Source organism: Dietzia sp. UCD-THP, from assembly GCF_000349585.1.
Classification (GTDB): Bacteria; Actinomycetota; Actinomycetes; order Mycobacteriales; family Mycobacteriaceae; genus Dietzia; species Dietzia natronolimnaea_A.
On the sequence record NZ_KB714653.1, the window covers coordinates 219,250 to 240,430 of the forward strand.

A 21,181-nucleotide genomic window follows, 5' to 3' on the forward strand; every position below is an offset into this window, starting at 1 on the left:
GCCGGGTCGGTGGCCGGGTCGAGCGCGAACCGCACCAGCCCGACCTGGGCCTCGATCGCGTCGAGCATCCGCTCCCGCGTCAACCCGGGGCTCATACCCGCGTCGCCGCCTCGTTCGATCCGATCGATCCACTGTCCTCGGTGCCCGGTCGCCGCCGGGTGAAGTCGATCTGCCGCCCCGCGTTGGACACGGCCACCACGGTCCCGGTGCCGAACACGCCGTCCCGGTCGAACAGGGACGCGCTGCCCACCGCCACGCCCGCGTCGCTGAGATGCTCGTCTGCCTCGATACCGATGTCGCCCGAGCGGGGCAGACGGGCCAGCGCCACGGTGAGGTCGGCGTTGATGAAGCCGATGCCCTCGTCGCCCCAGTGGGACATCAGGCTGGTGGATTCGGCGAGGGTGACGGCGCGCTGGAACGGGGAGGCGTCCTCACCGGCCACCACGTCCAACGGCCGCAGCCAGAAGCGTTTGCGCTGGTCGTTCTGGTGCGCGCCCATGTCGCGACTCCACGCCTCGCCCTGGTCGCCGCTGCCGAAGAAGACGTTCGACCCCGGCGTGTCCTCGAGCGGGTCCGCCTCCGGCGGGGCCCCGACGCGCCGGCCCGAGCGCCACACGTTCCCGGGCGGCTGCTCGCCCCGGCGCAACTGGACCAGGGTGCCGCGGGCCACGAGCTTGTCCCCCTGCAGCATCCGGACGTCGGCGACCCGGATGCGGTTGCCGGCCCGGACCTCCTCCGTCACGGCGACCAGAGGTTCGGTGCGGACGGGCGCGAAGAGGTCCACGGTGAGTCGGGCGGGTTGGAACCCCTCCGCCCCGTGCTCGGACTCGAGGGCACGGGCGGCGGCCACCACCACGGCGGGCCCGTTGACCATCGTGTCCGACCACGCGCTGCGGGCGTACCTGGTGGGGATGTACGCCCCCGAGTCGTCGAGTGTGAAAAACGACCGCTCGCCCATGGATTCAGCCCACCATTCCGGTTGAGGAGTTCGCGGACCCGTGTGGTGTGGCCCGCTGGCCCTCCCCCGCGGCCCAGGAGCGCAGCACGGCCGCGAGTTGTGTCTCGAAGTACTGCTCGGCGCTCGGCGACTGACGCCACACGCTCAGTTCCAGCGACACGACCCCGTGCAGTGAGGCCCAGATCGACGTGGTCGCCTCGCGGACATCCGTGGCCCGGAAAACCCCCTCGTCCACGAGCGCGTCGACGATCTCGAGCAGCGGCTCCCTCCACTGGGGGTCCCGGTGGCCCGGATCGGTGCGGGGCGAACGGACGGGCTCCGCCACCACGAGCGCGTACAGGCCCTGGTTCTCCAGTGCCCACCGGCGGTACGCGCGGCACAGGGAGCGCATGTCGGTCTCGACACTGTCGTGGCGCAGCGACTCGCGCAGGGCCTCGGCGAGCATCCGGTCCGCCTCCTCCGCGACCGCAGCGAGCAGCCCGGACTTCCCCCCGAACATCGTGTAGATGGCGGTGGTGGAGGTGCCCTGAGAGGCCGCCAGCGGCCGCAGTCCGAGCTTCTCCGGCGCCGCGCTCCGGAGCCGGCGCGTCGCCTCGCGCAAGATCCCCAGCCGGAGGGCCTCGTCGTACTGGGCGTGGGGTGGGGCGCCGGCGGTGCCGCGGGAGGGAGAACGGGTCACCGGGGAAGACTACGACGACGACGTCGCGATCGCGTCACAACGCCGTGGCGTGTCCACCCGAGAACAGTGTCATTCGAGAACTGTGTCACTCGAAAGCAGTGTCACCGCACCGCCCTCGCACTCCCCGCGCACGCCGTGACAACGGCGTCCCACCTGCCGTGACGGCGTTCCCGTAGCTCTACGCTGGACACCATGCCCACTCTGAACCGTCATGATTCCGTCTTCGTCCTGCGCTTCGCCGAGCCGGACGACCCGGCGGACGCCCCGGACAACGCCTTCTCCCCGGAGTTCCTGGACTCCCTCGACGCCGCACTCGCCGAGGTCGAGGCATCCGAGGGACCGGCGGCGCTGGTCACGACCGGGGCGGGGAAGTTCTACTCGAACGGTCTCGATCTGTCGGTCGTCGCCTCCGATCCCGCCGGGCTGCCCGCGTACGTCTCGCGGGCCCAGCGGTTGTTCGCCCGCGTCCTGCGGCTCGAACTGCCCACGGTCGCGGCGGTCAACGGCCACGCCTTCGGTGCCGGCGCGATGCTGGCCCTGTCTCACGACCACCGCGTCATGCGCGCCGATCGCGGGTTCTGGAACCTCCCCGAGGCGCAGCTCGGCATGCCGTTCCCCCCGGGCATGAACTCGCTCATCACCACTCGCCTCACGCCCGGGGTGGCGAGCACGGCGATGCTCACCTCGAGGCGCTACCCGGCGTCCGACGCCATCGAGGCCGGGATCGTCCACGAGGCGGCCGAGGCCGACGCGGTACTGGACCGCGCGGTAGCAGTGGCCGCAGAGATGGCTCCGCTCCGTGGCGCCAACTACGCGGGGATCCGCGCAGGACTCGTCGACGCCGCCCTCTCGCACCTGGACGCGCCGATCACACAGCTCTGAGCGGTCAATTCTCGCGCTGTCACCGCGGCCTTCCACCAATTCCGGTCGTCGACCGAGTGGGGGCCCTTCCGCCGGGCGAGGGCGGCCTGCGAATAGGCGGAAGGGCCCGCACCCCGTTACCGGGGATGCGGGCCCTCGATTTCGCGGTCAGTTCGCGGCGGCGTACGCCTCCATCACGTCGGACGGGATGCGGCCACGATCGGAGACCTCGAAGCCGTTTTCCCTCGCCCATTCACGAATGATCTTGGTATCACCCGAGGAGGACTTGGCCGCGGACTTGCGAGCCGGCTTACTCCTGCCACCGGTCACGCGGTGACCAGCGTCGATGTACGGGGCCATGACATCCCGGAAGGCCTGGGCGTTCTCGTCACTCAGGTCGATGGAGTATTCCTTGCCCTCGAAGGCGAACGAGAGGGAATTGGCCTCTTCACCCAGTTCGGTTCCGTCGAGGTCGTCGATGTACTTGACCTGGAATTGCTGCGCCACTGTCACTCCCTAGCTGGTTGCCGTTACTACTGCACAACAGTATGCACAATCTCGGTAAATTATGCGTGATCACATGCTTCGACCATTCCCCGCGATAGTCCGAACTTTCGCGATCCGATATCTCCGGGTTCGATCACGGAGTTAATCCCGCCGAATTCTCTCGATATAACCGGACGATCAGGTCGACTATCTCCGGGCTCGCACCGAGCGGCGGAGAGGTCACGTCCGCGCCGGCCGCCGCGAGTCGATCCGCGAAGAACCCGGGCGCGAGCAGATGCGTCGCGACGGCCACCCGGCGGCGTCCTGCCTCCCGGAACGCGGCGATCGCGTCGGCGACGGCGGGGGCGGCGGAGGTGGCGAAACCGGCGCTCACCGGCACGCCCAGCACCCGTTCCAGGGCTGCGGCCAGGGCGCGCGTCTCCGCCTGCGAGGACTCGTCCCGGCTGCCCGCCGCCCCCAGGACCACCGCGTCGGAGCCGAACGCCCCCACGGCCCCTGCCTCCGCCAGCCGCTGGATCAGCGCGCGAACGATCTCCGGCTCCCCGCCCACGTGGGGCGCGAGAGCCACCGGACCGGGAGCGCGGTCGCAGGCTCCTTCGACGTCCTCGGTCACGTGGTAGCCGCGGGCCAAGAAGGCCGGGACCACGACCGTGGGGACGGCGTCGGCGAGGATGCGGTCCGGGCCCGGTGCCTGCACGTCGACCCATGCCAACCGACAGTCCACGTCGTCGAGTCTCTTGCGGGTCTCCACCAGGACCCGGCCCAGCTCGCGACGACCCGCCGACGACCGGGTCCCGTGCGCCACCAACAGCAGGCGGGGCCGCTCGGTGACCGGGTGGGCGGTGTGCGAGTTCGTCGTCATCCCCCGAGCATGCCGGATTCCGGGTGCGCCGCCCCGGACGCTCGGCGAGACTGGGGAGATGGAGGCAGGAGCCGAACGCAGCGGGCAGGCCCTCGGACCGGGCCGGGGGCGCCGGGCCCGTCCGGAGGTGACCCTGTCCAATTTCGAGGCCGTCTACGACTACTACGGCCCCGGCCGGCGAAGGGACGGATTCACCCATCCCCTGCTGGCGTTCGTGGGAGCGCTGTACTCACCCGAGGTGCGGATCGGGGCCGGGACGGTGGACGAGTTGCACCGACTCCACGACGCCGGGGTGGGGATCGTCGTCGCCGCCAACCACCCCTCCAAACACGACCCGTTCGTCCTGGCGTCGGCGGTGTACGACCGGCGGGTCCGGTTCCTCTCCTCCGGAACCGGCCTGACCAAGGACCCGCTCTTCCGCGGTCCGCTGCGACCGGTGTTCGAGTACACGGGCACCGTCCCGGTCTTCCGGGCCAAGAACTACGTGGGTACCGACCGCGCGGTGCACGACGCCGCGGCCGCCCGGCTGATCGGCCTGTGTGTGGACCGGCTCGCCACCGGCGGGGTGGTCCTGACGTTCGTGGAGGGCACCAACTCCTCGGCCGACGACCTGCGCACACTGCGGCTCGACTCGGTCAAGAAGGGCGTGGGCCAGATGACCCGCGGGGCCCGCGAGGCGGGCGGCCCGGTGGCGATCCTGCCGGTCGGGATCGTCTACCGCGGGCGGGAGCACTCGACGCTGCCCCCGCGCCGCCCCGTGGTGTCGGCCGGTCCGCTCGCCCTGTGGGAGGGCCCCGGGTCCGCGCCGTCGATCGACGAGGTACGTCGGGTGGTGCGCGACGGTATCGACGACGCCCTCACCGACGCCTGGCGCTGACTTGCTCAGGCCCCGCCGTCGGTCACGCCCGGGACGATCTCGAACTCCACCCCGGCGGCCCGGAGGTCGCGGGCGCGATCGGCAAGGGTGTCCGCCGCGACGATCCGCACGACCCCGTGCCCTGCGGCGCACCGGGCGGCCACCACCCGCGCGACCGCGTCGACGGGCAGGGTCGACCCGACCTCGATCACCTCGACGTCGTCGTCGATCTCCGCCAGCAGCCCCGGATCGGCCGCACCGTCCACCACCAGCACGTCCGCGGCGTGGACGAAGCGCCGGGCGCGGACGGTGAGGAGGTCGCCGTCACCGCACCCACCGACCAACACGAGCCACCCCGCCTCGGGGCGACGCCGGGCGCGCAGGCCCGCCGGTGCGGTGGCCAGCGACCTCGCCACGTGCCGCCCCACGCGGACCGACCGGCGCGGGTCCGAGGAGTCCACGGCGATCCGGACGAGCCCCGCAGGCGTCGACACCGCGGTGCGAGCAGGCACCCGTGCCGACCCGAGCGCGGCGTCGCCGGCGGCCACGCACCAGATCCGCCGCTGCTCGCACAACGCCGCGACCTCGGCGTCGACCACCGGGTCCCCGGTGGCGACGTGCACCATCCAGGGAGTGTCCAGGTCCGAGGCGCGGAAGTTCCTGGCGACGACGACGAGCCGGGCACCCGCCCGCGCCGCGAGGTCGGCCATCGCCGGGTCCACGCGAGGGGCCACGACCCGGACCACCGCCCCGGCCTCGAGGAAGGTCTCGGCACGGCGGACCGACACGGGCCCCGCGCCCACCACCAGCACCTCGCGCGCGGACAGCCCCACCGTCAGGGGGAGGCCGTCCAACGCGGGTGCCGCCGGCCGCTCGGCCGCGGGGGCCGGGTCGGCGAAGGCGACGGTCACAGGTGGATGCCGCACTCGGTCTTGGAGGAACCGGCCCAGCGACCTGAGCGCGGATCCGCTCCGGCTTCGACGCGGTGGGTGCACGGTTCACAGCCTATCGACGGGAAGCCGTCGTCGAGCAGGGGATTGAGGAGGCACCCGTGCTCCTCCGCGTAGGCGTGGACGCGATCCAGGGTCCACGCCACGAGCGGGTTGATCTTGATCATTGAGTGCTTGGCGTCCCACTCCACGATCGCCGCTCCGGCGCGGTGGTCGGTGTCCACCCGGCGCAGACCGGTGATCCACGCCTCGTATCCGGACAGCGCCGCGTCGAGCGGCTCCACCTTGCGCAGGCGGCAGCACAGCTCCGGGTTCGTCTCGAACGGGCGCGGGCCGAGCGCGGCCTCGTGCTCCTCGCGGCTCGCGGGGCTGCGCACGTCCACGACGTTCAGGCCCGGTGTGGACGCGAGGGCGTCCCGGACGCCGATGGTCTCCGAGAAGTGGTACCCCGTGTCGAGGAAGAGCACGTCCACTCCCGGGGCGTACTGCGCGGTCATCTCCGGCACCACGGTGTTGGCCATCGAGCAGGCCACGGCGAGGGCGTCGCCGAAGGTCTCGCCCGCCCAGGCCAGGACCTCGGCGGGGTCGACCTCGCCGTGGTGGCCGTAGAGCCCGCGGTCGTCGAATCGACGCGCCGCGTCCTCGGCGATGGCCTTGAGTTCCTCGGTGGTCCGACGCCGGCCGGGGCCGGGGGTCAGGACGGTGCTGCGGGGCAGCAGATCGAGTGCGACTGCGGTCATACCAGAACCTCCTCCTCCACACGGTGGGCCCACTCGGCGAACGTCTCGCCGCTGGCACCGGTCTCCATGTACTTGCGGATCACGCGCTCCACGTAGTCGGGCAGGTCCGCGGACGGCACGCGGAGTCCGCGGACCGTGCGGCCGAGCCCACCCGACTCCTGGTCCTGGGAGGCCAGGCCGCCACCGAGGTGGACCTGGAAGCCCGGGGTGTCGCCGTCGAGCAGCTGGCCCTTGAGGCCGATGTCGGCGGTCTGGATGCGCGCACAGCTGTTGGGGCAGCCGTTGAGGTGGATCGACAACGGCGTGCGCAGGGGCGCGTCGTCGGCGAACCGGTTCTCGAGCTCGCCGATCAGCGCGGTGGCGGTGTCCTTGGTGTCGACAAAGGCGAGCTTGCAGAACTCGATGCCGGTGCACGCCATGGTGGAGCGGCGGAACGAGCTCGGGCGGGCGTGCAGCCCGATGGCGGCCAGTCCCTCGACCAACTCCTCGACCTTCTCCGGCTCGACGTCCAGGACGAGCAGCTTCTGGTGCGGGGTAAAGCGGACCCGGTGGGAGCCCGCGGCCTCGGCGAGGTCGGCGACCTGCGAGAGCTTCTCGCCGCCCACGCGGCCGACGGTGGGGGCGGCGCCGACGTAGAAGCGGCCGTCCTTCTGCTCGTAGACGCCCACGTGGTCGCTCGAACCCACGCCACGCTCGGGAGCGGGTCCGTCCGGGAGCTCGCGGGCCAGGTACTCGTCCTGGAGGACCTGGCGGAACTTCTCGGCACCCCAGTCCTTGATGAGGAACTTGAGCCGGGCGCGGGTGCGCATGCGCCGGTAGCCGTAGTCGCGGAAGATCCCCACCACGCCGGCCCACACCTCGGCCGCCTCCTCCTGGCGGACGAACACGCCGATGCGGGTGGCGAGCTGCGGGTTGGTGGAAAGCCCGCCGCCCACCCAGAGGTCGTAGCCCGGGCCGAGCTCCGGATGCCGGACGCCCACCAGCGAGATGTCGTTGATCTCGTGGACCACGTCGAGGCTCGGGTGCCCGGTGATGGCGGACTTGAACTTACGCGGCAGGTTGGAGAACTCGGGCGTGCCGATGTACTTGGCCTTGATCTCGCCGATCACCGGGGTCGGGTCCAGGATCTCGGACTCGGCCACGCCGGCGACCGGGCTGCCGAGGATCACGCGCGGGCAGTCGCCGCAGGCCTCGACGGTATCGATCCCCACGTCCTCGAGCCGCTGCCAGATCTCCGGGACGTCCTCGATGGCGATCCAGTGGTACTGGATGTTCTGCCGGTCGGAGATGTCGGCGGTGCCGCGGGCGAAGTCGGTCGAGATGCCAGCGAGGACCCGAAGCTGGTCGGTGGTCACCGCTCCGCCGTCGGTGCGGACCCGCATCATGAAGTACTCGTCCTGGAGCTCGTCGGCCTCGAGCTTGGAGGTCCGGGAACCGTCCAGGCCCTGCTTGCGCTGGGTGTACAGGCCCCACCAGCGCATCCGGCCCGACAGGTCGTCGGACGGGATGGAGGCGAAGCCCTCCTTGGAGTAGGTGTCGAGGATGCGCTGGCGGACGTTGAGCGCGTCGTCCTCGAGCTTGAACTCCTCGTTGTGGTTGAGGGTGAGCTTGCCGTCGATCTTCCACTGGCCCTGGGGCTTGGGGGCGCGCGCGGGTCGAGCGGGGCGGGAGGCGGCGTCGGTACCGGTCATGACGGCGAGGGTAGCCGCCGACAGACCGGTCTGTCTAATGCGCTCGGGGGCCGCACCCACCCCTCACGCCCCCACCATGCGTCGATCCGGGACCGATCACGAGAGAAGCCGCCCCCCGTTCACAGGGGGCGGCCAGAACTCACCTCGATGCGTGGTCCGTCAGACCGGCGGAATGATGTTCGACCCCAGATCCTCGGCGACGCCGAAAACGGTGTACCAGAACACCTCCACGATGTGGACCGGCAGGAACGTCAGGGTGTCGACGATCGTCGATCCTGTGTCAGTGGCCAGACTGCCCGCCGCCCCGATGGACGAACCGGCGAACTCCATGAGACTTCCCCACATGATGAACTCCTTCCAGAGCGGCCCTGGACAGCCCACCCGTTGGACTACATCTCGGTCGCCCTGCGTTCGATCATAGGACGATCCTCATTAAGTAGAAACCCCCCAGCAAGCATGATGCGAATACCCTGAGAAGGTTTACTTCGAGGGATTGTTAGTGGAAACCGCGGTCGATCGTCAGTAACGTGAACCACAAGCCCCACCAACCACTGGGGACTCACCTCTCGAAAGGACATCCCATGTTCTCTGACTTCTGGGCCAACCTCGCCAGCGGCTCCGCCGACCTGCTCCCCGACACCGGCACCGGCTCGGCGGCCATCGACGGCTTCCTCGCGCTGCCCTCCTACATCCTCGGCACCCTCGCCGGCGGAGCGGCGCTGTTCGGCTCCTGAGCCACGCAGCTCGTCGGCTTCCGAGCCCCAAGCCCGAACGCCCCGGTGGTCCGCCACCGGGGCGTTCGCCGTCACATCCCGCAGAACTCCATCCAGGTGGCGACCTCTCGCCGCGCCTGTTCCCGCCCGAGGACGTAGGCCTCCGCGAGGCGGTCGACCCTGCGCTCGTAACTCCGGATCAGCACGCGCTCCGGGCGGAACACCACCGCGTCGCCCGACTCCTCCAGCGCCTCGATCTCGTCGAGCGTCTCGTTGTAGAGCGCCCATCTGTGCAGAAGTGCCTCACCCACCGCCGGGAACCTCCGGAAGTACGAGCGGTAGAAGGGGGTGAGTCTCCTCGGTGGGATCTTCCGGTACCCCCTCGGTTGGGTCAGCACCACCAGAAATCTCTCGTATCCGGCCTCCCGCGCCGCGGACAGCGGGATCCCGCCGTCATGGCCCAGGGCCCCGTCCACGTAGTACTCACCGTCGATCAGCACCGGCGGCATCCACACCGGCATCGTCGAGGATGACCTGACCATCCGCATGAGTTCCGACATGCTCGAGACGTCGTCCTCGCTCCAGAAGACCGTGGCGCCGTCCGAACACCGGAACGTCCCGATCCTCGCGGCCGTGCCGCTGGCCGAGAACGTGTCGAAGTCGTACGGCAGCACCTGGTCCGGGAGACCGGTCTGCTCGTAGATGTACTCCGCGTTGAACAGACCCTTCCCCCGGGCGAAACTGCGCCAGTCCCCGAAGTTGGGGTCCGCCGCGAGTTCCACGAAACTCTTCCGCGCCCGGACGCCCTCCCGGGACAGATAGTTGGCCACGTGCGTGGCCCCCGCGGAGATCCCGGCAGCCATCCCCCCGTGGATGCCCGCGTCGATGAGGGTCTCCACGACCCCCGCCGTGTGGACCGCCCGCATTCCCCCGCCCTCGAACAGGACGGCGACATCCGGAGCGGTGGGCGATAAGTCGGTCACGACACCCAGGGTAAGTCGCATCGTCACTTCAGTGATGATCGACTACCGTCTCCGAGGTGAGCGCAATCGCCGACTTCATCGCATCCGTCAACGATGCCTATTGGTACGCGGTCATCGCGCTCCTCGTCATCGCCGGTCTGTACTTCTCCTTCACGACCCTGATCGTGCAGATCCGGATGTTCCCGGAGATGTTCAGGACGATCGTCGAGAAGCCCTCGGACATCGAGCCGGACAAGAAGGGCATCTCCGCCTTCCGCGCCTTCACCGTCTCCGCCGCGTCCCGCGTGGGCACCGGGAACATCGCCGGCGTCGCCATCGCGATCACGGTCGGCGGGCCCGGTGCGGTGTTCTGGATGTGGATGTTGGCGATCATCGGCGGCGCCACGGCGTTCATCGAGTCCACGCTCGCCCAGCTCTACAAGGTGCGCGGCAAGGACTCCTACATCGGTGGCCCCGCCTACTACATCCGTGACGGACTCGGGTGGAAGCGGGTGGCGGTCGCCTTCGCGGTGATCATCACCCTGACCTACGGCTTCGTCTTCAACGCCGTCCAGGCCAACTCCATCTCCGCGTCCGTGCGCAACCAGTTCGGCCTCGAGGGGCTCGGGTCGGGCCTGCTCATCGGCGTCGTGTTGGCCATTGTGGTGGCCGCGGTGATCTTCGGCGGCATCCGGCGGCTGTCGGCGGTCACCGAGATCGTGGTCCCGCTCATGGCGATCGCCTACATCGTCGTCGCCCTGGTGGTCGTGGCGATCAACATCACCGAGGTCCCGGAGATGATCTCGCTGATCGTCGGCCACGCTCTGGGCTTCCGCGAGGTCGCGGGCGCGGCGATCGGCGCGGCGATCATGCAGGGCATGCGGCGTGGCCTGTTCTCCAACGAGGCCGGCATGGGCTCGGTTCCCAACGCGGCCGCCACCGCATCCGTCTCCCACCCCGTCAAGCAGGGACTGGTGCAGGCCCTCGGTGTCTACTTCGACACCCTCGTCGTCTGCTCGGCGACCGCGTTCATCATCCTCCTCGCCAACCCGGACTTCGGCGGCGACCGCGAGGGGATCACCCTTACCCAGGATTCCCTGGCCTCTCAGGTCGGCGACTGGGGCGTGCCCTTCCTGATGGTCGTCATCTTCTTCCTGGCCTTCTCCTCGATCCTCGGCAACTCGTACTACGGCGAGGCCAACATCCGGTTCCTCCGCGAGAGCCCCATGGCGCTGCGGGTCTTCCGCGTCCTGGTCGTCCTCGCCGTGCTCGGAGGTTGCCTGGGGTCCGTCGACCTCATCTGGAACATGGCGGACCTGTTCATGGGCGTCATGGCCACGATCAACCTCATCGCGATCATCCCGCTCAGCGGGCTCGCGGTGGCGCTGCTGCAGCACTACCTGCGACAGAAGGCCAAGGGCCACAACCCCGTGTTCCACCGGGACGACCTGCCCCAGGCCCGGAACGTCTCGACCTGGGACGGCTCCGATCCGATGACGCACCAGCACGTCGCCGACGAGGCGCGGGACGTCGAGCCGAAGGAGTGATCCGCCCGGCGCCACCCGGGCACTGCCCCGCATACGAGCGCTACGCCGCCCTGCCCAAGGCGCACCTGCACGTCCACCTCGAGGCCGCCATGCGCCCCGGGACGATGCGCGAGTGGTGCGCCGAGGACAGCGTGGAGGTCCCGCCGCTCGTCGACTTCCCCCACTTCACCGGCTTCCTCGACGCCTACGGAGTGCTCATCTCTCTGCTGCACACCCCGGAGCGGCTCGGCCGACTGCTCGACGAGGTGGTGGCCGACGCCGCCGCCCAGGGCGTCGTGGCGCTCGAGTTCGCCTCCATCCCGGACAAGTCGGCCGCCTTCGACTCGGCCGAGGAGGCCCTGGAGTTCATCTTGCCGGCCGCCTCGGCCGCCGGCCGGCGCCACGGGGTGTGGACCGGTGCCATCGTGAGCATCGACCGCGGGGCCGGGCCCGGGCACGCACTGGAGGCCGCCGGGCTCGCGGCACGGTTCGCGGAGCGAGGTGTCGTGGCCGTGGGCCTCGTGGCCGACGAGCGTGGTAACCCCGTGGCCGACGTGGCGGAGGCCTTCGCGATCGCCCGCGAGGCCGGTCTGGGTGTCGTGCCGCACGCCGGCGAGCTGGCCGGACCGGAGGAGGTGAGGTCCGCACTCGACCTGGGCGTCGACCGGATCCAGCACGGCGTCCGCGCAGCGGAGGACCCCCGGGTGGTGGCGGAGCTCGCCGCCAGCGGGGTCTGTCTGGACGTCTGCCCGAGCTCGAACGTCATCCTCGGCGTGTATCCCACGCTCGCCGAGCACCCGCTGCCCACACTGCTGGACGCCGGGGTGCGTTGCTCGATCGGTGCCGACGACCCGTTGCTGTTCGGAGTCGACGTGGTGGACGAGTACGTACTGGCGCACGAGCAGATGGGCATACCGGACGCGGGTCTCGCGGGGTGCGCGCGGGCGTCGATCGACTCGTCCTTCGCTCCCGCCGATCTCAAGCGCGGCGCCCTGGCAGGGGTGGACGACTGGGTCGCCGGGGGGACAGGGGTGGCCGCCCAGCGCCCGAGGGCAGCGCACTGAACGAACCCCGTGCAGCGCGTCGCGCGATGGCGTTGTCAGCAGCTCACGAGAACCGTCGGATCACTGGTGGTGTCGAGCCATCGCCCGTAGGCGCCGGCCGGTGCGGCCGCCACGTCAGCGCACAGCTCGGCCCTGCTGTACCCGGACTCGCGGTACACCGCATAGATCACGTTGCCGTTCTCGTCGCGCTGACGGAGAGACGGGCAGGCCTGATCGGTGCGTAGGTAGCGCGCGCCCGGGTTGGACGCCAACGCGGATCGGACCTCCGACTCGTACGCCCCGGGTGTCACCGCGGAGTAGAGAACGACGATCCCTCGGCCGTCGCATGACGGCCTGGTCATGGGAGTCGCGAGACCGAGGTCCCCGTACGGTCTCGAATCGCTCCCCGCACGAGCGGAATCGTTCTGCGGGGCGCGGGCTTCCTGCCCGATGGGGAGCACGAGCTGGACATCTCCCTTGAGGCAGGACGTCCCGTACCCGCGCTCAGCGGCGGCCCCCGCCGTGGCGGTGGCGCACCTCCAGCCGTCGAACTCCTTGGGGGCGGTGTTGCCGCCGTTCGGATCAACCGGCAGGTCGTAGTACCTCTGGACGACCCGCGTGGCCTCGACACACCCGATACTTCCGCGCTCGATCCGGACGGGGGCCGGCTCGCCAAATGTCGGTTCGACCAGTCCGCACTCGGTCCCGGGGCCGCTCAGCTCTTCGCCTCCGCCCGGCTCGTTCTGCTCGGAGGTCGCCGGGGCCGAGGTCTCGGTCCACTCGGCGGCTGAGGACGTCTCCGACTCCCCGGCAGGTCGGTCCGCGGAATCCCTGGTCCCGGGCAGCGCCAGCACAATGCCCCCCGCCAGCGCCACAACGGCGCCCACGGCGAGAATCGCGAGACCCGCCGTGGTCGCCCCTCCACGGCGTGCTCCGGTGCCGCCGCGGTGGCCCGCGACCGGAGACTGCGGCTGGTCGTACGCGGCCCAGTCCGAGCGGTCGACCGGGTGGGAGTCCCCCCGTGCCGTGCGGCTCGTGGCCGCGACCATCACCCCGAGGAGCGCGGCAAGCAACCCCACGCCCACCAGGACCAGTGCGAGAGTGTTCACCCGGCACATCGTGCCACCAGGCGACCCTCGACGGTGTGTGTTTGTCCTGGCCCTATGGGCCAGCCCCGGGTTTCTCAGCCACATTCTCCCGCCGGAAGAGTGCCGAGCTCGGCGGACACGAGGTCTGCGGTCTGCGAGAGCGTCGCCGCGCCGTCATCGAAGGTTGCCCCGTGGACCGCAATCGCGATGGCGAACCGGCCCTGTGGGCTCGGCACGACCCCGAACTGCCGTACCAGATAGCCGCCCCCGTCCATCGTCGGTCCCCAGCCGCCCTTGTACGCCGCTCCGGGGATACGTCCGAGCCCCCAGCTCTGAGAAGGGTCGACGCGGGTCATCGGCTCGAGGACCGCCGACCCGTCCGCCAGACAGGCCAGTCCCGCACCGAAGACCGCCTGGGACTCGAGCGACCACTCCGTCTGGCCGAACACGCTGAACCCAGGGCGTCGACGCTCGCTCGGGACCCTGGTCTCAGAATCCCCCGCCTCTGCGAGAACGGACTCCACTGACGCCGACGCCTGACCCCCTCCGCCGAGCGCCGTCCAGAGCCCCTCGGCGGAAGCGTTGTCCGACACGGTGAGCGCTCGCTCCACCGCATCGCGCTCTCCGACGGATGCCCGCAGCGCGGCCAGAGCGAGCGGCACCTTGATCGTCGACCACGCCACACCGGAAGTGAGATCACCACCGGCCAGAGCGGTCCGCGGTGCGCCCACCGGCGCCACGGCCACACCCACCCCGACAGGGAGGGACGCGACGAGCCGGTCGAACCCGTCCTGTGTCCCCGCGCCCATCTCGGCGGCTGACGGGTCCCACCCCGGGCCGGCCTCCGACCTCGTCTCCGCCCCCGCCCCCGCATTCCCCGTACCTCCCTGAACGGGCGCCTCGGTCACGATGGTCACCGTCCGAGGCGTCGTCACCGTCCCCACTCCGCACCCCGCCGCGACGAGGACAGCGGTCGACGTCGACAGAACCCGCTTGATCGCCCTCCGCCCGGCCGCCACGTCAGTAGAGGTAGACCACGGCGTTGCCGCCACCACGACACACCACGGCGTCCCGCTCCCCCGCGCACACCATGGTGTACGTCAGGCCGGTGACCGGGCTCGACGCGTCGATAACGGCTGCTCCGCCGTGATGACCCGCCCCCAGATACGCCTCTCGGACCTCCCTCGCAAACGGGCAGCTCGTGACGGTCGTCCCCAGGCCGGAGCGCGGGAGGACGACGTCGCCGGCGTCGCTGCACTCCTCGAGAACCGCCGTTGGCGCGGCCGCCCGGGTCGTCGGGCTCTGACGCGGGGAGGCCTCCGTCGTGGTGGGGGACGCAGTTGACCAGACCGTCACCGCATCCGGTGGGGCCGAACCGGGCTCCTCGCCTGACCGGCCGAGAAAGAAGAACGCCAGAAGGCCGACGAGAGCGAGGAGAACCACAGCGACCACGACCAGGACTGCCACCGTCCCCGGACCGGGCCCGCCGGTCTCGTGATCGTAGGCCGCCCAATCCTCGGACATCGGTGGATACCCGTTCGAGACGTCTTGAGCCCGGCCGGCCGCGTACCACGTGTCGTCCTGGCCGCCCCCCTGCCCTGGGTACATGTTCTCTTCTCCCGGTCTACGGCCGACTCGGGCCGTTCGCTCGGACGGCCACCGATTCCGCCACTGTCAAAAGACTCCCACAGAGTCGACCGTCGAGCCCTAGGATCAGTGGCCTGATGCACACACCGTGAACAGTCGCCGGCGAAGGAGATCCCCCCACGATGAGTCAAGGCGATCAACCCGGCGATCAACCCGGCGACCACTACGGCCACTCGGCGGATCCGACCGCGAGGTTCACCCGACCCGATCACCCGGATCACCACGAGCCGACAGAACGATTCCCGGCGCAGGGCCCCGACCACTCGAGCACCGATCAGTGGGTGGCCTCGGCCGCGGGCGCCGCGGGCCAGACAGCGCGCCGGGTCCAGTCCATGCCGTGGCAGGAACGCCTGCTCCGACTGCCCGGTGTCCTCGCCGTGACCTCGGGGGTCTTCGCGTTGCTGAGTTGCCTCTTCCCCTGGTGGGCCCTGTTCGATCGCTCGGGCGGCTCCCTGATCGAGTACTCGGTCGCCCCGTTCCGGGGGGTTTCGGCGTCGAGCGGCAGTCGGTGGAGCGACATGGCCGCCATCAACACCCTGGACCAGGACGATCTCGAGGTCGCGCGGGTGCTCACGGTGTCCGTGGGCCTCGCACTGGTGGTCGCCGCGGTGACCCTGATCGCCGGGGGGATCCTGATAGCGCGTGGCCGGATGCAGGCAGTGGGCATCTCACTGATCCTGTTCGGCGCGGTCACCCTCGGGTACGCGAGAGTCCCCTCTGAGATCGTGGGGAACGTCTCCGATGCCGCCTCGGACATCAGCTCGGCGATAGGCGCCGAGTTCTCGCTCGTCGCGGAGCTGGTGGGGTCCATGGTGCCCGAGGCCCGCCTCGGGCTTGGACTGTCCACCTTCGCACTGACTCTCGCGGCCCTCGGCATCATCGTGTACCTGGTGATGATCGCCTACCGCGAAACCATCCGGATCACGAGGTGGATCGCATGACCGACCCCCGCGAGAACCAGTGGCAGCCGTGGGCGGACGGCCCGGCCGACTCCACCGGTCGATACGGACACGACCCCCGGGCGACCTACCGCCAACCCTTGACGAACCGACCGGGCGTGGGCTCCAGACTCATGGCCTTCCTCACCCGCGACATGATCGCCGCCGTCGCGGGGATCGTCACGGTGGTCGCGGGGATCCTGCTCCTCATCACGCCCCGACTCGCCTGGCTGGTCGATCGCTCCTTCGACATCGTCGAGGGGACGATGAGCATCTCCGCGACCGGGGCGATCGACCTCAGCTCGGCGGCGCAGCGGGGACTGTCGGACTCCGACGCACTCGAACTGGGCATCGTCGAGATGTCGACCAAGATGCTCCTCGAGCCGGTCGCCGGGATGCTCGCTCTCTCCGGGGTGTTGGTGATCGTGGGCGGCCTTCTCATGCTCACCACCGCTCGTCAGCTCGGCGCGGTGTTCGCGGTGATCGGCGTGGTGCCACAACTCTTCGTTCTCGCCATCGGGGTTCTCGTCGTCGCCATCGTCTCGGACGACACACCGCCCGCGCCGGGTTCCCCCGCCACGTCCGGCCCGGACGTCGAACCAGGGGCGGGGCCCATCCTCACGGTGGCCACCTATGTGGTGGTCATCGGGTGCGCCATCGTCGCCGTACTCCGCCACGGTGAGCATCCGCGCCCCGCGGTTCAGAACGCCCCGGGCCCCAACGGTCCCACCGGAGCCGGGGAGGCGGGCGAGTATGGCGCCTCCCCACGGCCAGGATCGGGAGCGCCTTCCACGGGCGCGCCGCGCCCTGACCCATGGGGGCCCGGCAACTCCGGGACACAAGGCCCCGGGCGCGACCACCCGGCACCGGGGGACGGGCCCCGGTACTCGTGACCTGAGGCCGGGCAGCTGCCCGGGTGACCCCGACCACGGTCACGGTGAGGTCAGGGGCGATCGTCAATGCCGCTCAGGCGCCGCGGCGGATCCGGTCGGCCGCGAGGATCATCGGCACCTGCAACGGCAATCGACCCCACGCGATCGCCTGGTAGGGCCACACGGGCTTGCGGCGCCAGGCCCGCACCATCTGGATGTTCCCGGGCAGTACCCCCACGAACAGCGCCACGGCCGCCGCCCCACCGAGCGCGCGGGTCCGCGGGACGGCCAGCAGCGCCGCCACGGCCATCTCGGCCACGCCAGATCCGTAGGTCCACGCCCGGGCGCTGCCGGGCAGCTCCGGCGGGATCAACCCGTCGAATGGGCGGGGCGCCACGAAGTGCAGGGCGCCCATCGCCCCCAGAGCGGCGGGCATGGACCAGTACCGGACGGCGCGTGCCGTGTCTTTGAGTGCCGTGTCGTTTCCCATTCGCCCGACACTACGGCCCCCCGGGGAGGACCGGTGGTCGACGACACGTCCTCACCGGAGGTTCGGCAGCACCTGCTCCCCGATCAGCCGCAGCGACTCCCACGCGGCGTCGACCGGCATCCCGCCACACAGCGGGTGGCTGGCGATCAGGCCCAGTTCGCGAGCCCGGACCCGCTCGACGAGCTCGTCCGGGGTGGCCACCAGGTACACCCCCTCGGCGCGCAGGTCCTCGACCGAGCGCGCGTCGGAGTGCACGAACGAACTCCGTCCGGGCCCCATCTGCCAGGCGCGGTAGGCCTCCGCGTCGGCGAGCAGGTGGCCGCCGCACCGGCCCCAGAACTCGTCGGGGTCGTGGGCGCAGAACACCGCGGCGGGTCCGGGGACCGGGGCCACGACCAGTCCGGGCTCGTGCCCGTTCGCGCGGCATTCGGCGCGGTAGAGCTCGGTGAGCGCGGGATCGTCGAGCTGGGGCTGGTAGTGCATCCCGAGGCGTCCCGCCCGGCGCGCGGCCGCGCCCCCACCACCGAGAAAGACCAGCGGATACGGGGTGGAGAACGGCCGCGGTGTCACCGCTACGCGCCGCGAACCGTCGACGGGGTCGTCCCCGACGGGCTCCCCCGCCCACGCGGCGAGCATGGTCTCCAACTGTCGTTCGAGGCGAGCGCCCCGCTCCTTCCAGTCCCGGGAATGCATCGCGTACTCGACCGGTCGGTAGCCGAGGCCGAAGGTGAGGCTCACCCGTCCGGATGCCAGGTGGTCGAGGACGGCGATGTCCTCGGCCAGCCGGACCGGGTCGTACAGGGGCGCGACGAGGGCCCACACCGCGATCTGGATCCGTTCGGTCACCGCGGCGACCGCCGCCGCCGCGATGAGCGGGGACGGGAGATAACCGTCCTCCGACCCGTGGTGCTCGGAGAGGTTGACGGCGTCGTGGCCCGTCTCCTCCGCGTATCGGGCCATGTCGAGGGCCGAGCGGTAGCGGTCCCGCCGCTCGGCCGCGTCCGCCCCGGGCGCGCGGAAGTCGAAGCGGGTGACGACGTAGACCATCAGAGCCCGGCACCCGCGCGGGAGCCGGCGAGCACCGAAAAGGACGTTCCGCGCTCCTCCCGCTCCCACCAGGTGTCGCCGCCACCGGTGCCGCCCACGCCGTCCTCTATTAGCTCGCGCTTGAGGACCTTGTTGGTCGCGGTGGTGGGGAGCGCGTCCGAGACCCGCACCCAGCGCGGCCACGCCTTGGGCGAGAGGTCGGGCTGGGCGGCCAGGAACTCCTCGAGGCCGGCGGGGTCGAGCTCGCCGTCGTGGCGTATCACCACGGCCACGGCGAGCTGGTCCCCGACGCCGCGGGGGTCGGGCAGTCCGTACACCGCCGCCCGGGAGACCGCGGGATGGCGGAGGATGATCTCCTCGACGATGCCGGCTGCCATGTTCTCCCCGTCGACCCGCAGCCAGTCACCGCTGCGACCGGCCATGTACACGTTGCCGTCCACGTCCCGGTACGCCAGGTCGCCCGACCAGTACATCCCGTCCCGCATCCGCTCCGAGGTGGCCTGCTCGTTGTTGTAGTAGCCGGCGAAGAAGCCCGCGCCCTCGGTGTTGACCAGCTCGCCCACACACTCGTCGAGATTGGCCACCGCCCCGTTGTCGTCGAACACCGCCCGGGGGCACTCGGTCGCCGTCGCCGGGTCGTACACCGCGACCCCCGGGAACGGCTCGCCGATCGACTCGAGCGGTGAGTTCTCGGTCCGGACCACGATGATCGCCAGTTCGGTGGAGCCGTAGGCATCCCGGACGGTGCAGCCGAAGCGCTCGGCGAACGCGGGGATGTCCTTGGCCGCCGCCTCGTTCCCGAAGGCCGCACGGAGCGTGGTCTCGGCGTCGTCGGGGCGGGGCGGGGTGTCGAGAATGTACGCGAGTGGCTTGCCCACGTAGTTCATGTACGTGACCCCGTACCTGCGGATGTCGTCGCCGAAGCGGGTCGCGCTGAAGCGGCGGGCGAGCGCCATGGTGGCGCCCACGGCGATCGCGGGCGAGAAGCCTCCCATGATGGCGTTGGAGTGGAACAGCGGCATGGACAGGTACAGCACGTCATCGGCGGTGAGCTCGAAGGACGGCGCGAGCGCCTCCCCCGACATGGTGACCGTGAAGTTCCCCACCCGGACCGCCTTGGGGTCGCCGGAGGTCCCCGAGGTGAATATGAGCATGAACGGGTCGCCGGCGTCGGCCGGCGGGAGACCCGCCGGCGGTTCGGACGAGGCGACCGTGGCCGCCCATTCGTCTGAGTCCGTGTCGATGATCGTGACGTCCCCCAGGTCCAGCCCGTCGAGCAGGGGCGCGAGCTGGGAGTCGGTGAGCAGGAGCTGGCAGTCCGCACGTCTAATGTCGCGGGCCAGTCCCTCGCCGCGCCGGGTGGCGTTGATCCCGGCGACGACGATCCCGCCGAGGGCGCCGGCGGCGAGGGCGTAGAGCATCTCCGGGGTGTTCTCCAGGAGCGTGCCCACATGGCGGGGTCGGGAGTCGTCGAGCATCGCGTGCAGGGCGCCGACGCGGCGGTCGGCGCCCGAGACGTACTCACGCCAGGTGACGGTCAGGTCCTCGTAGCGGATCGCCGGGGAGTCGGAGTCGGCGTGTCGGCGGAGTTGTTCGCGAACGGTGTCGGCCATGGGGGTCCTCGGAAGCGAGAGAAGGTGTGACCCAGATCATAGCGAACTGAGCTGACACCCGTCAGGAAAGTCCGATCGTCGAACGCCCCGCGACTCCCGTCCCCTTCCTGTCCGCCCGGAACTGCCTGGCCGTGACCCCCCACCACCGGCGCGCGTACTGACTGAACGTCGTCACGTCGTCGAGCGCGAGGGCCGAGGCGATCTGATAGAGGGGGATCTCGGTGGTGGCCAGCAGGCGGGCGGCCACGTCGCGGCGCGCCTCGTCCCGGATCGCGGTGAACGAGGTGCCCTCCCCGGTGAGGTGCCGCTGCAGGGTCCGCGGGGAGACCGAGAGGAGCCCGGCGACGTCACCGAGGGTCGAGGTCCCGGTGTCGAGGGACCGCAGCAGCAGTGCCCTGGTCCGCTCGCTGTAGGTCTGGTCTCGCGCGGGGCCGTGCTGGTCCAGGTAGCTCAGGGCGAGCTCATGGGCCATCAGGTCGCCGCCGGTGATCTCCCGGCCGAGGAGCACGGCGGGGACGCGGAGCATCGCGGCCGTCGCGAAGGGTCTGGCCGGGGCGGCGAAGAGCTCCCGGTAGCGGCCCGGTGCCGTGTTGAGCGCGTTCGGCAGCTCGACCGACAGCAGTCCGTACTCTCCCCCGAGGAGCGCGAGCATGGACCGGTGGAGGAACAGCAGGACCAGGTCGACCGCCTGGGGCGGCAGCGCGGCCGCGTCGTCGCGGTAGCCGAACCGCACCCCCAGCACATCGGGGTCCCCCTCCGGATCGGCGACCACGGTGATCTCGAGCGAGCGGGCGTGGAAGAAGAGATACTTGGAGGTGATCTCCAACGCCCGGGTGGTGGTCGGAGCGTGCCGGATGGCGGCGGCCACGGGTCCGAGCAGTCCCAGATCTTGGCGCAACGCCACCCGCAGGCCGAAGTCCGGACAGCGCAGTTCCACCGCCGCGGTCTCGAGGAGGAGCCCGATCGCGAGGTCCTGCACGAGGATCTCGTCGCTGTCCAGGGCGCCGCGCGGCAGCCCGCAGCGCAGCTTCAGGTCGTCGGCGTCGCCCCCGAGTTCGTCGATCACGGCCCTGACGCCCCGCAGTCCCGCAGATCGCACATATGCCACGGGGAACACTGTCCGCCGAATGGCGCGATA

The 21,181-nt window shown here is 70.7% G+C and carries 23 protein-coding genes; 7 read left to right on the forward strand and 16 right to left on the reverse strand.

Annotated features, from left to right (window positions below):
- Positions 1-91: 91 nt before the first annotated feature.
- Positions 92-958, reverse strand: a complete 867-nt coding sequence (locus H483_RS33045; protein ID WP_017837633.1) for an acyl-CoA thioesterase domain-containing protein — start codon at positions 956-958, stop codon at positions 92-94.
- A 4-nt stretch (positions 959-962) separates the two neighbouring features.
- Entirely contained in the window at positions 963-1,637 is a 675-nt protein-coding gene (locus tag H483_RS33050; RefSeq protein WP_017837634.1) for a TetR/AcrR family transcriptional regulator, read from the reverse strand.
- Positions 1,638-1,829: 192 nt separating this feature from the next.
- Here H483_RS33050 and H483_RS33055 point away from each other — a divergent pair, with 192 nt between their 5' ends.
- On the forward strand, positions 1,830-2,519 hold the full coding sequence (locus H483_RS33055) for an enoyl-CoA hydratase/isomerase family protein (RefSeq protein WP_017837635.1): 690 nt from the start codon (positions 1,830-1,832) through the stop codon (positions 2,517-2,519).
- A gap of 147 nt (positions 2,520-2,666) precedes the next feature.
- Here the strand turns inward: H483_RS33055 and H483_RS33060 are convergent, their stop codons facing one another.
- On the reverse strand, positions 2,667-3,005 hold the full coding sequence (locus H483_RS33060) for an Lsr2 family protein (protein ID WP_017837636.1): 339 nt from the start codon (positions 3,003-3,005) through the stop codon (positions 2,667-2,669).
- A gap of 133 nt (positions 3,006-3,138) precedes the next feature.
- Positions 3,139-3,867: a sirohydrochlorin chelatase gene (locus H483_RS33065; protein ID WP_017837637.1), complete on the reverse strand. Its 729-nt coding sequence runs from the start codon at positions 3,865-3,867 to the stop codon at positions 3,139-3,141.
- 58 nt (positions 3,868-3,925) lie between these two features.
- Here H483_RS33065 and H483_RS33070 point away from each other — a divergent pair, with 58 nt between their 5' ends.
- Complete coding sequence (locus tag H483_RS33070; protein WP_017837638.1) at positions 3,926-4,744, forward strand: 1-acyl-sn-glycerol-3-phosphate acyltransferase; 819 nt, start codon at positions 3,926-3,928, stop codon at positions 4,742-4,744.
- 5 nt (positions 4,745-4,749) lie between these two features.
- On the opposite strand, the gene H483_RS33075 is transcribed toward H483_RS33070, so the two are convergent.
- From H483_RS33075 to H483_RS33090, 4 genes are all read right to left on the reverse strand, one after another.
- On the reverse strand, positions 4,750-5,634 hold the full coding sequence (locus tag H483_RS33075) for an NAD(P)-dependent oxidoreductase (RefSeq protein ID WP_017837639.1): 885 nt from the start codon (positions 5,632-5,634) through the stop codon (positions 4,750-4,752).
- On the reverse strand, positions 5,631-6,413 hold the full coding sequence (locus tag H483_RS33080; protein ID WP_017837640.1) for a phosphoadenylyl-sulfate reductase: 783 nt from the start codon (positions 6,411-6,413) through the stop codon (positions 5,631-5,633). The genes H483_RS33075 and H483_RS33080 overlap by 4 nt, the downstream gene beginning before the upstream one ends.
- Positions 6,410-8,104: a nitrite/sulfite reductase gene (locus tag H483_RS33085; protein ID WP_017837641.1), complete on the reverse strand. Its 1,695-nt coding sequence runs from the start codon at positions 8,102-8,104 to the stop codon at positions 6,410-6,412. Before H483_RS33085 ends, H483_RS33080 begins: the two co-directional genes overlap by 4 nt.
- A gap of 159 nt (positions 8,105-8,263) precedes the next feature.
- A complete protein-coding gene (locus tag H483_RS33090; protein ID WP_017837642.1) occupies positions 8,264-8,449 on the reverse strand; it encodes a hypothetical protein in 186 nt (61 codons plus the stop codon).
- Between the two features lie 236 nt (positions 8,450-8,685).
- Here H483_RS33090 and H483_RS39670 point away from each other — a divergent pair, with 236 nt between their 5' ends.
- Complete coding sequence (locus tag H483_RS39670) at positions 8,686-8,838, forward strand: hypothetical protein (RefSeq protein WP_017837643.1); 153 nt, start codon at positions 8,686-8,688, stop codon at positions 8,836-8,838.
- 71 nt (positions 8,839-8,909) lie between these two features.
- On the opposite strand, the gene H483_RS33095 is transcribed toward H483_RS39670, so the two are convergent.
- Positions 8,910-9,800, reverse strand: a complete 891-nt coding sequence (locus H483_RS33095) for a patatin family protein (RefSeq protein WP_238556335.1) — start codon at positions 9,798-9,800, stop codon at positions 8,910-8,912.
- Between the two features lie 56 nt (positions 9,801-9,856).
- Between H483_RS33095 and H483_RS33100 the strand changes: the two genes are divergently transcribed.
- Together H483_RS33100 and add are read left to right on the forward strand one after the other, a co-directional pair.
- A complete protein-coding gene (locus H483_RS33100; RefSeq protein ID WP_017837645.1) occupies positions 9,857-11,326 on the forward strand; it encodes a sodium:alanine symporter family protein in 1,470 nt (489 codons plus the stop codon).
- Positions 11,323-12,369, forward strand: a complete 1,047-nt coding sequence (gene add / locus H483_RS33105; RefSeq protein WP_017837646.1) for an adenosine deaminase — start codon at positions 11,323-11,325, stop codon at positions 12,367-12,369. Before H483_RS33100 ends, add begins: the two co-directional genes overlap by 4 nt.
- A gap of 35 nt (positions 12,370-12,404) precedes the next feature.
- Here the strand turns inward: add and H483_RS40160 are convergent, their stop codons facing one another.
- The 3 genes from H483_RS40160 to H483_RS0119855 all read right to left on the reverse strand — a co-directional run bounded on the left by H483_RS40160 (position 12,405) and on the right by H483_RS0119855 (position 14,960).
- A complete protein-coding gene (locus tag H483_RS40160) occupies positions 12,405-13,457 on the reverse strand; it encodes a hypothetical protein (protein WP_238556336.1) in 1,053 nt (350 codons plus the stop codon).
- 74 nt (positions 13,458-13,531) lie between these two features.
- Positions 13,532-14,353, reverse strand: a complete 822-nt coding sequence (locus tag H483_RS33110; protein ID WP_017837647.1) for a hypothetical protein — start codon at positions 14,351-14,353, stop codon at positions 13,532-13,534.
- Between the two features lie 103 nt (positions 14,354-14,456).
- A complete protein-coding gene (locus H483_RS0119855) occupies positions 14,457-14,960 on the reverse strand; it encodes a hypothetical protein (RefSeq protein WP_152428005.1) in 504 nt (167 codons plus the stop codon).
- 245 nt (positions 14,961-15,205) lie between these two features.
- Here H483_RS0119855 and H483_RS33115 point away from each other — a divergent pair, with 245 nt between their 5' ends.
- Both H483_RS33115 and H483_RS33120 read left to right on the forward strand, forming a co-directional pair.
- Positions 15,206-16,024 (forward strand): hypothetical protein, encoded by an 819-nt coding sequence (locus tag H483_RS33115; RefSeq protein ID WP_017837649.1) that lies wholly within the window; start codon positions 15,206-15,208, stop codon positions 16,022-16,024.
- Positions 16,021-16,914: a hypothetical protein gene (locus H483_RS33120; RefSeq protein ID WP_031265038.1), complete on the forward strand. Its 894-nt coding sequence runs from the start codon at positions 16,021-16,023 to the stop codon at positions 16,912-16,914. Before H483_RS33115 ends, H483_RS33120 begins: the two co-directional genes overlap by 4 nt.
- 73 nt (positions 16,915-16,987) lie before the next feature.
- Here H483_RS33120 and H483_RS33125 read toward each other — a convergent pair whose 3' ends face one another.
- From H483_RS33125 to H483_RS33140, 4 genes are all read right to left on the reverse strand, one after another.
- The gene (locus H483_RS33125) at positions 16,988-17,383 is read right to left on the reverse strand and encodes a membrane protein (protein ID WP_017837650.1); all 396 of its coding nucleotides are present in this window, start codon (positions 17,381-17,383) and stop codon (positions 16,988-16,990) included.
- 51 nt (positions 17,384-17,434) lie between these two features.
- Entirely contained in the window at positions 17,435-18,430 is a 996-nt protein-coding gene (locus H483_RS33130; RefSeq protein WP_017837651.1) for an LLM class flavin-dependent oxidoreductase, read from the reverse strand.
- A complete protein-coding gene (locus tag H483_RS33135; RefSeq protein WP_017837652.1) occupies positions 18,430-20,043 on the reverse strand; it encodes an AMP-binding protein in 1,614 nt (537 codons plus the stop codon). Before H483_RS33135 ends, H483_RS33130 begins: the two co-directional genes overlap by 1 nt.
- A 61-nt stretch (positions 20,044-20,104) precedes the next feature.
- A complete protein-coding gene (locus H483_RS33140) occupies positions 20,105-21,142 on the reverse strand; it encodes an AraC family transcriptional regulator (RefSeq protein WP_017837653.1) in 1,038 nt (345 codons plus the stop codon).
- Positions 21,143-21,181 lie beyond the last annotated feature (39 nt).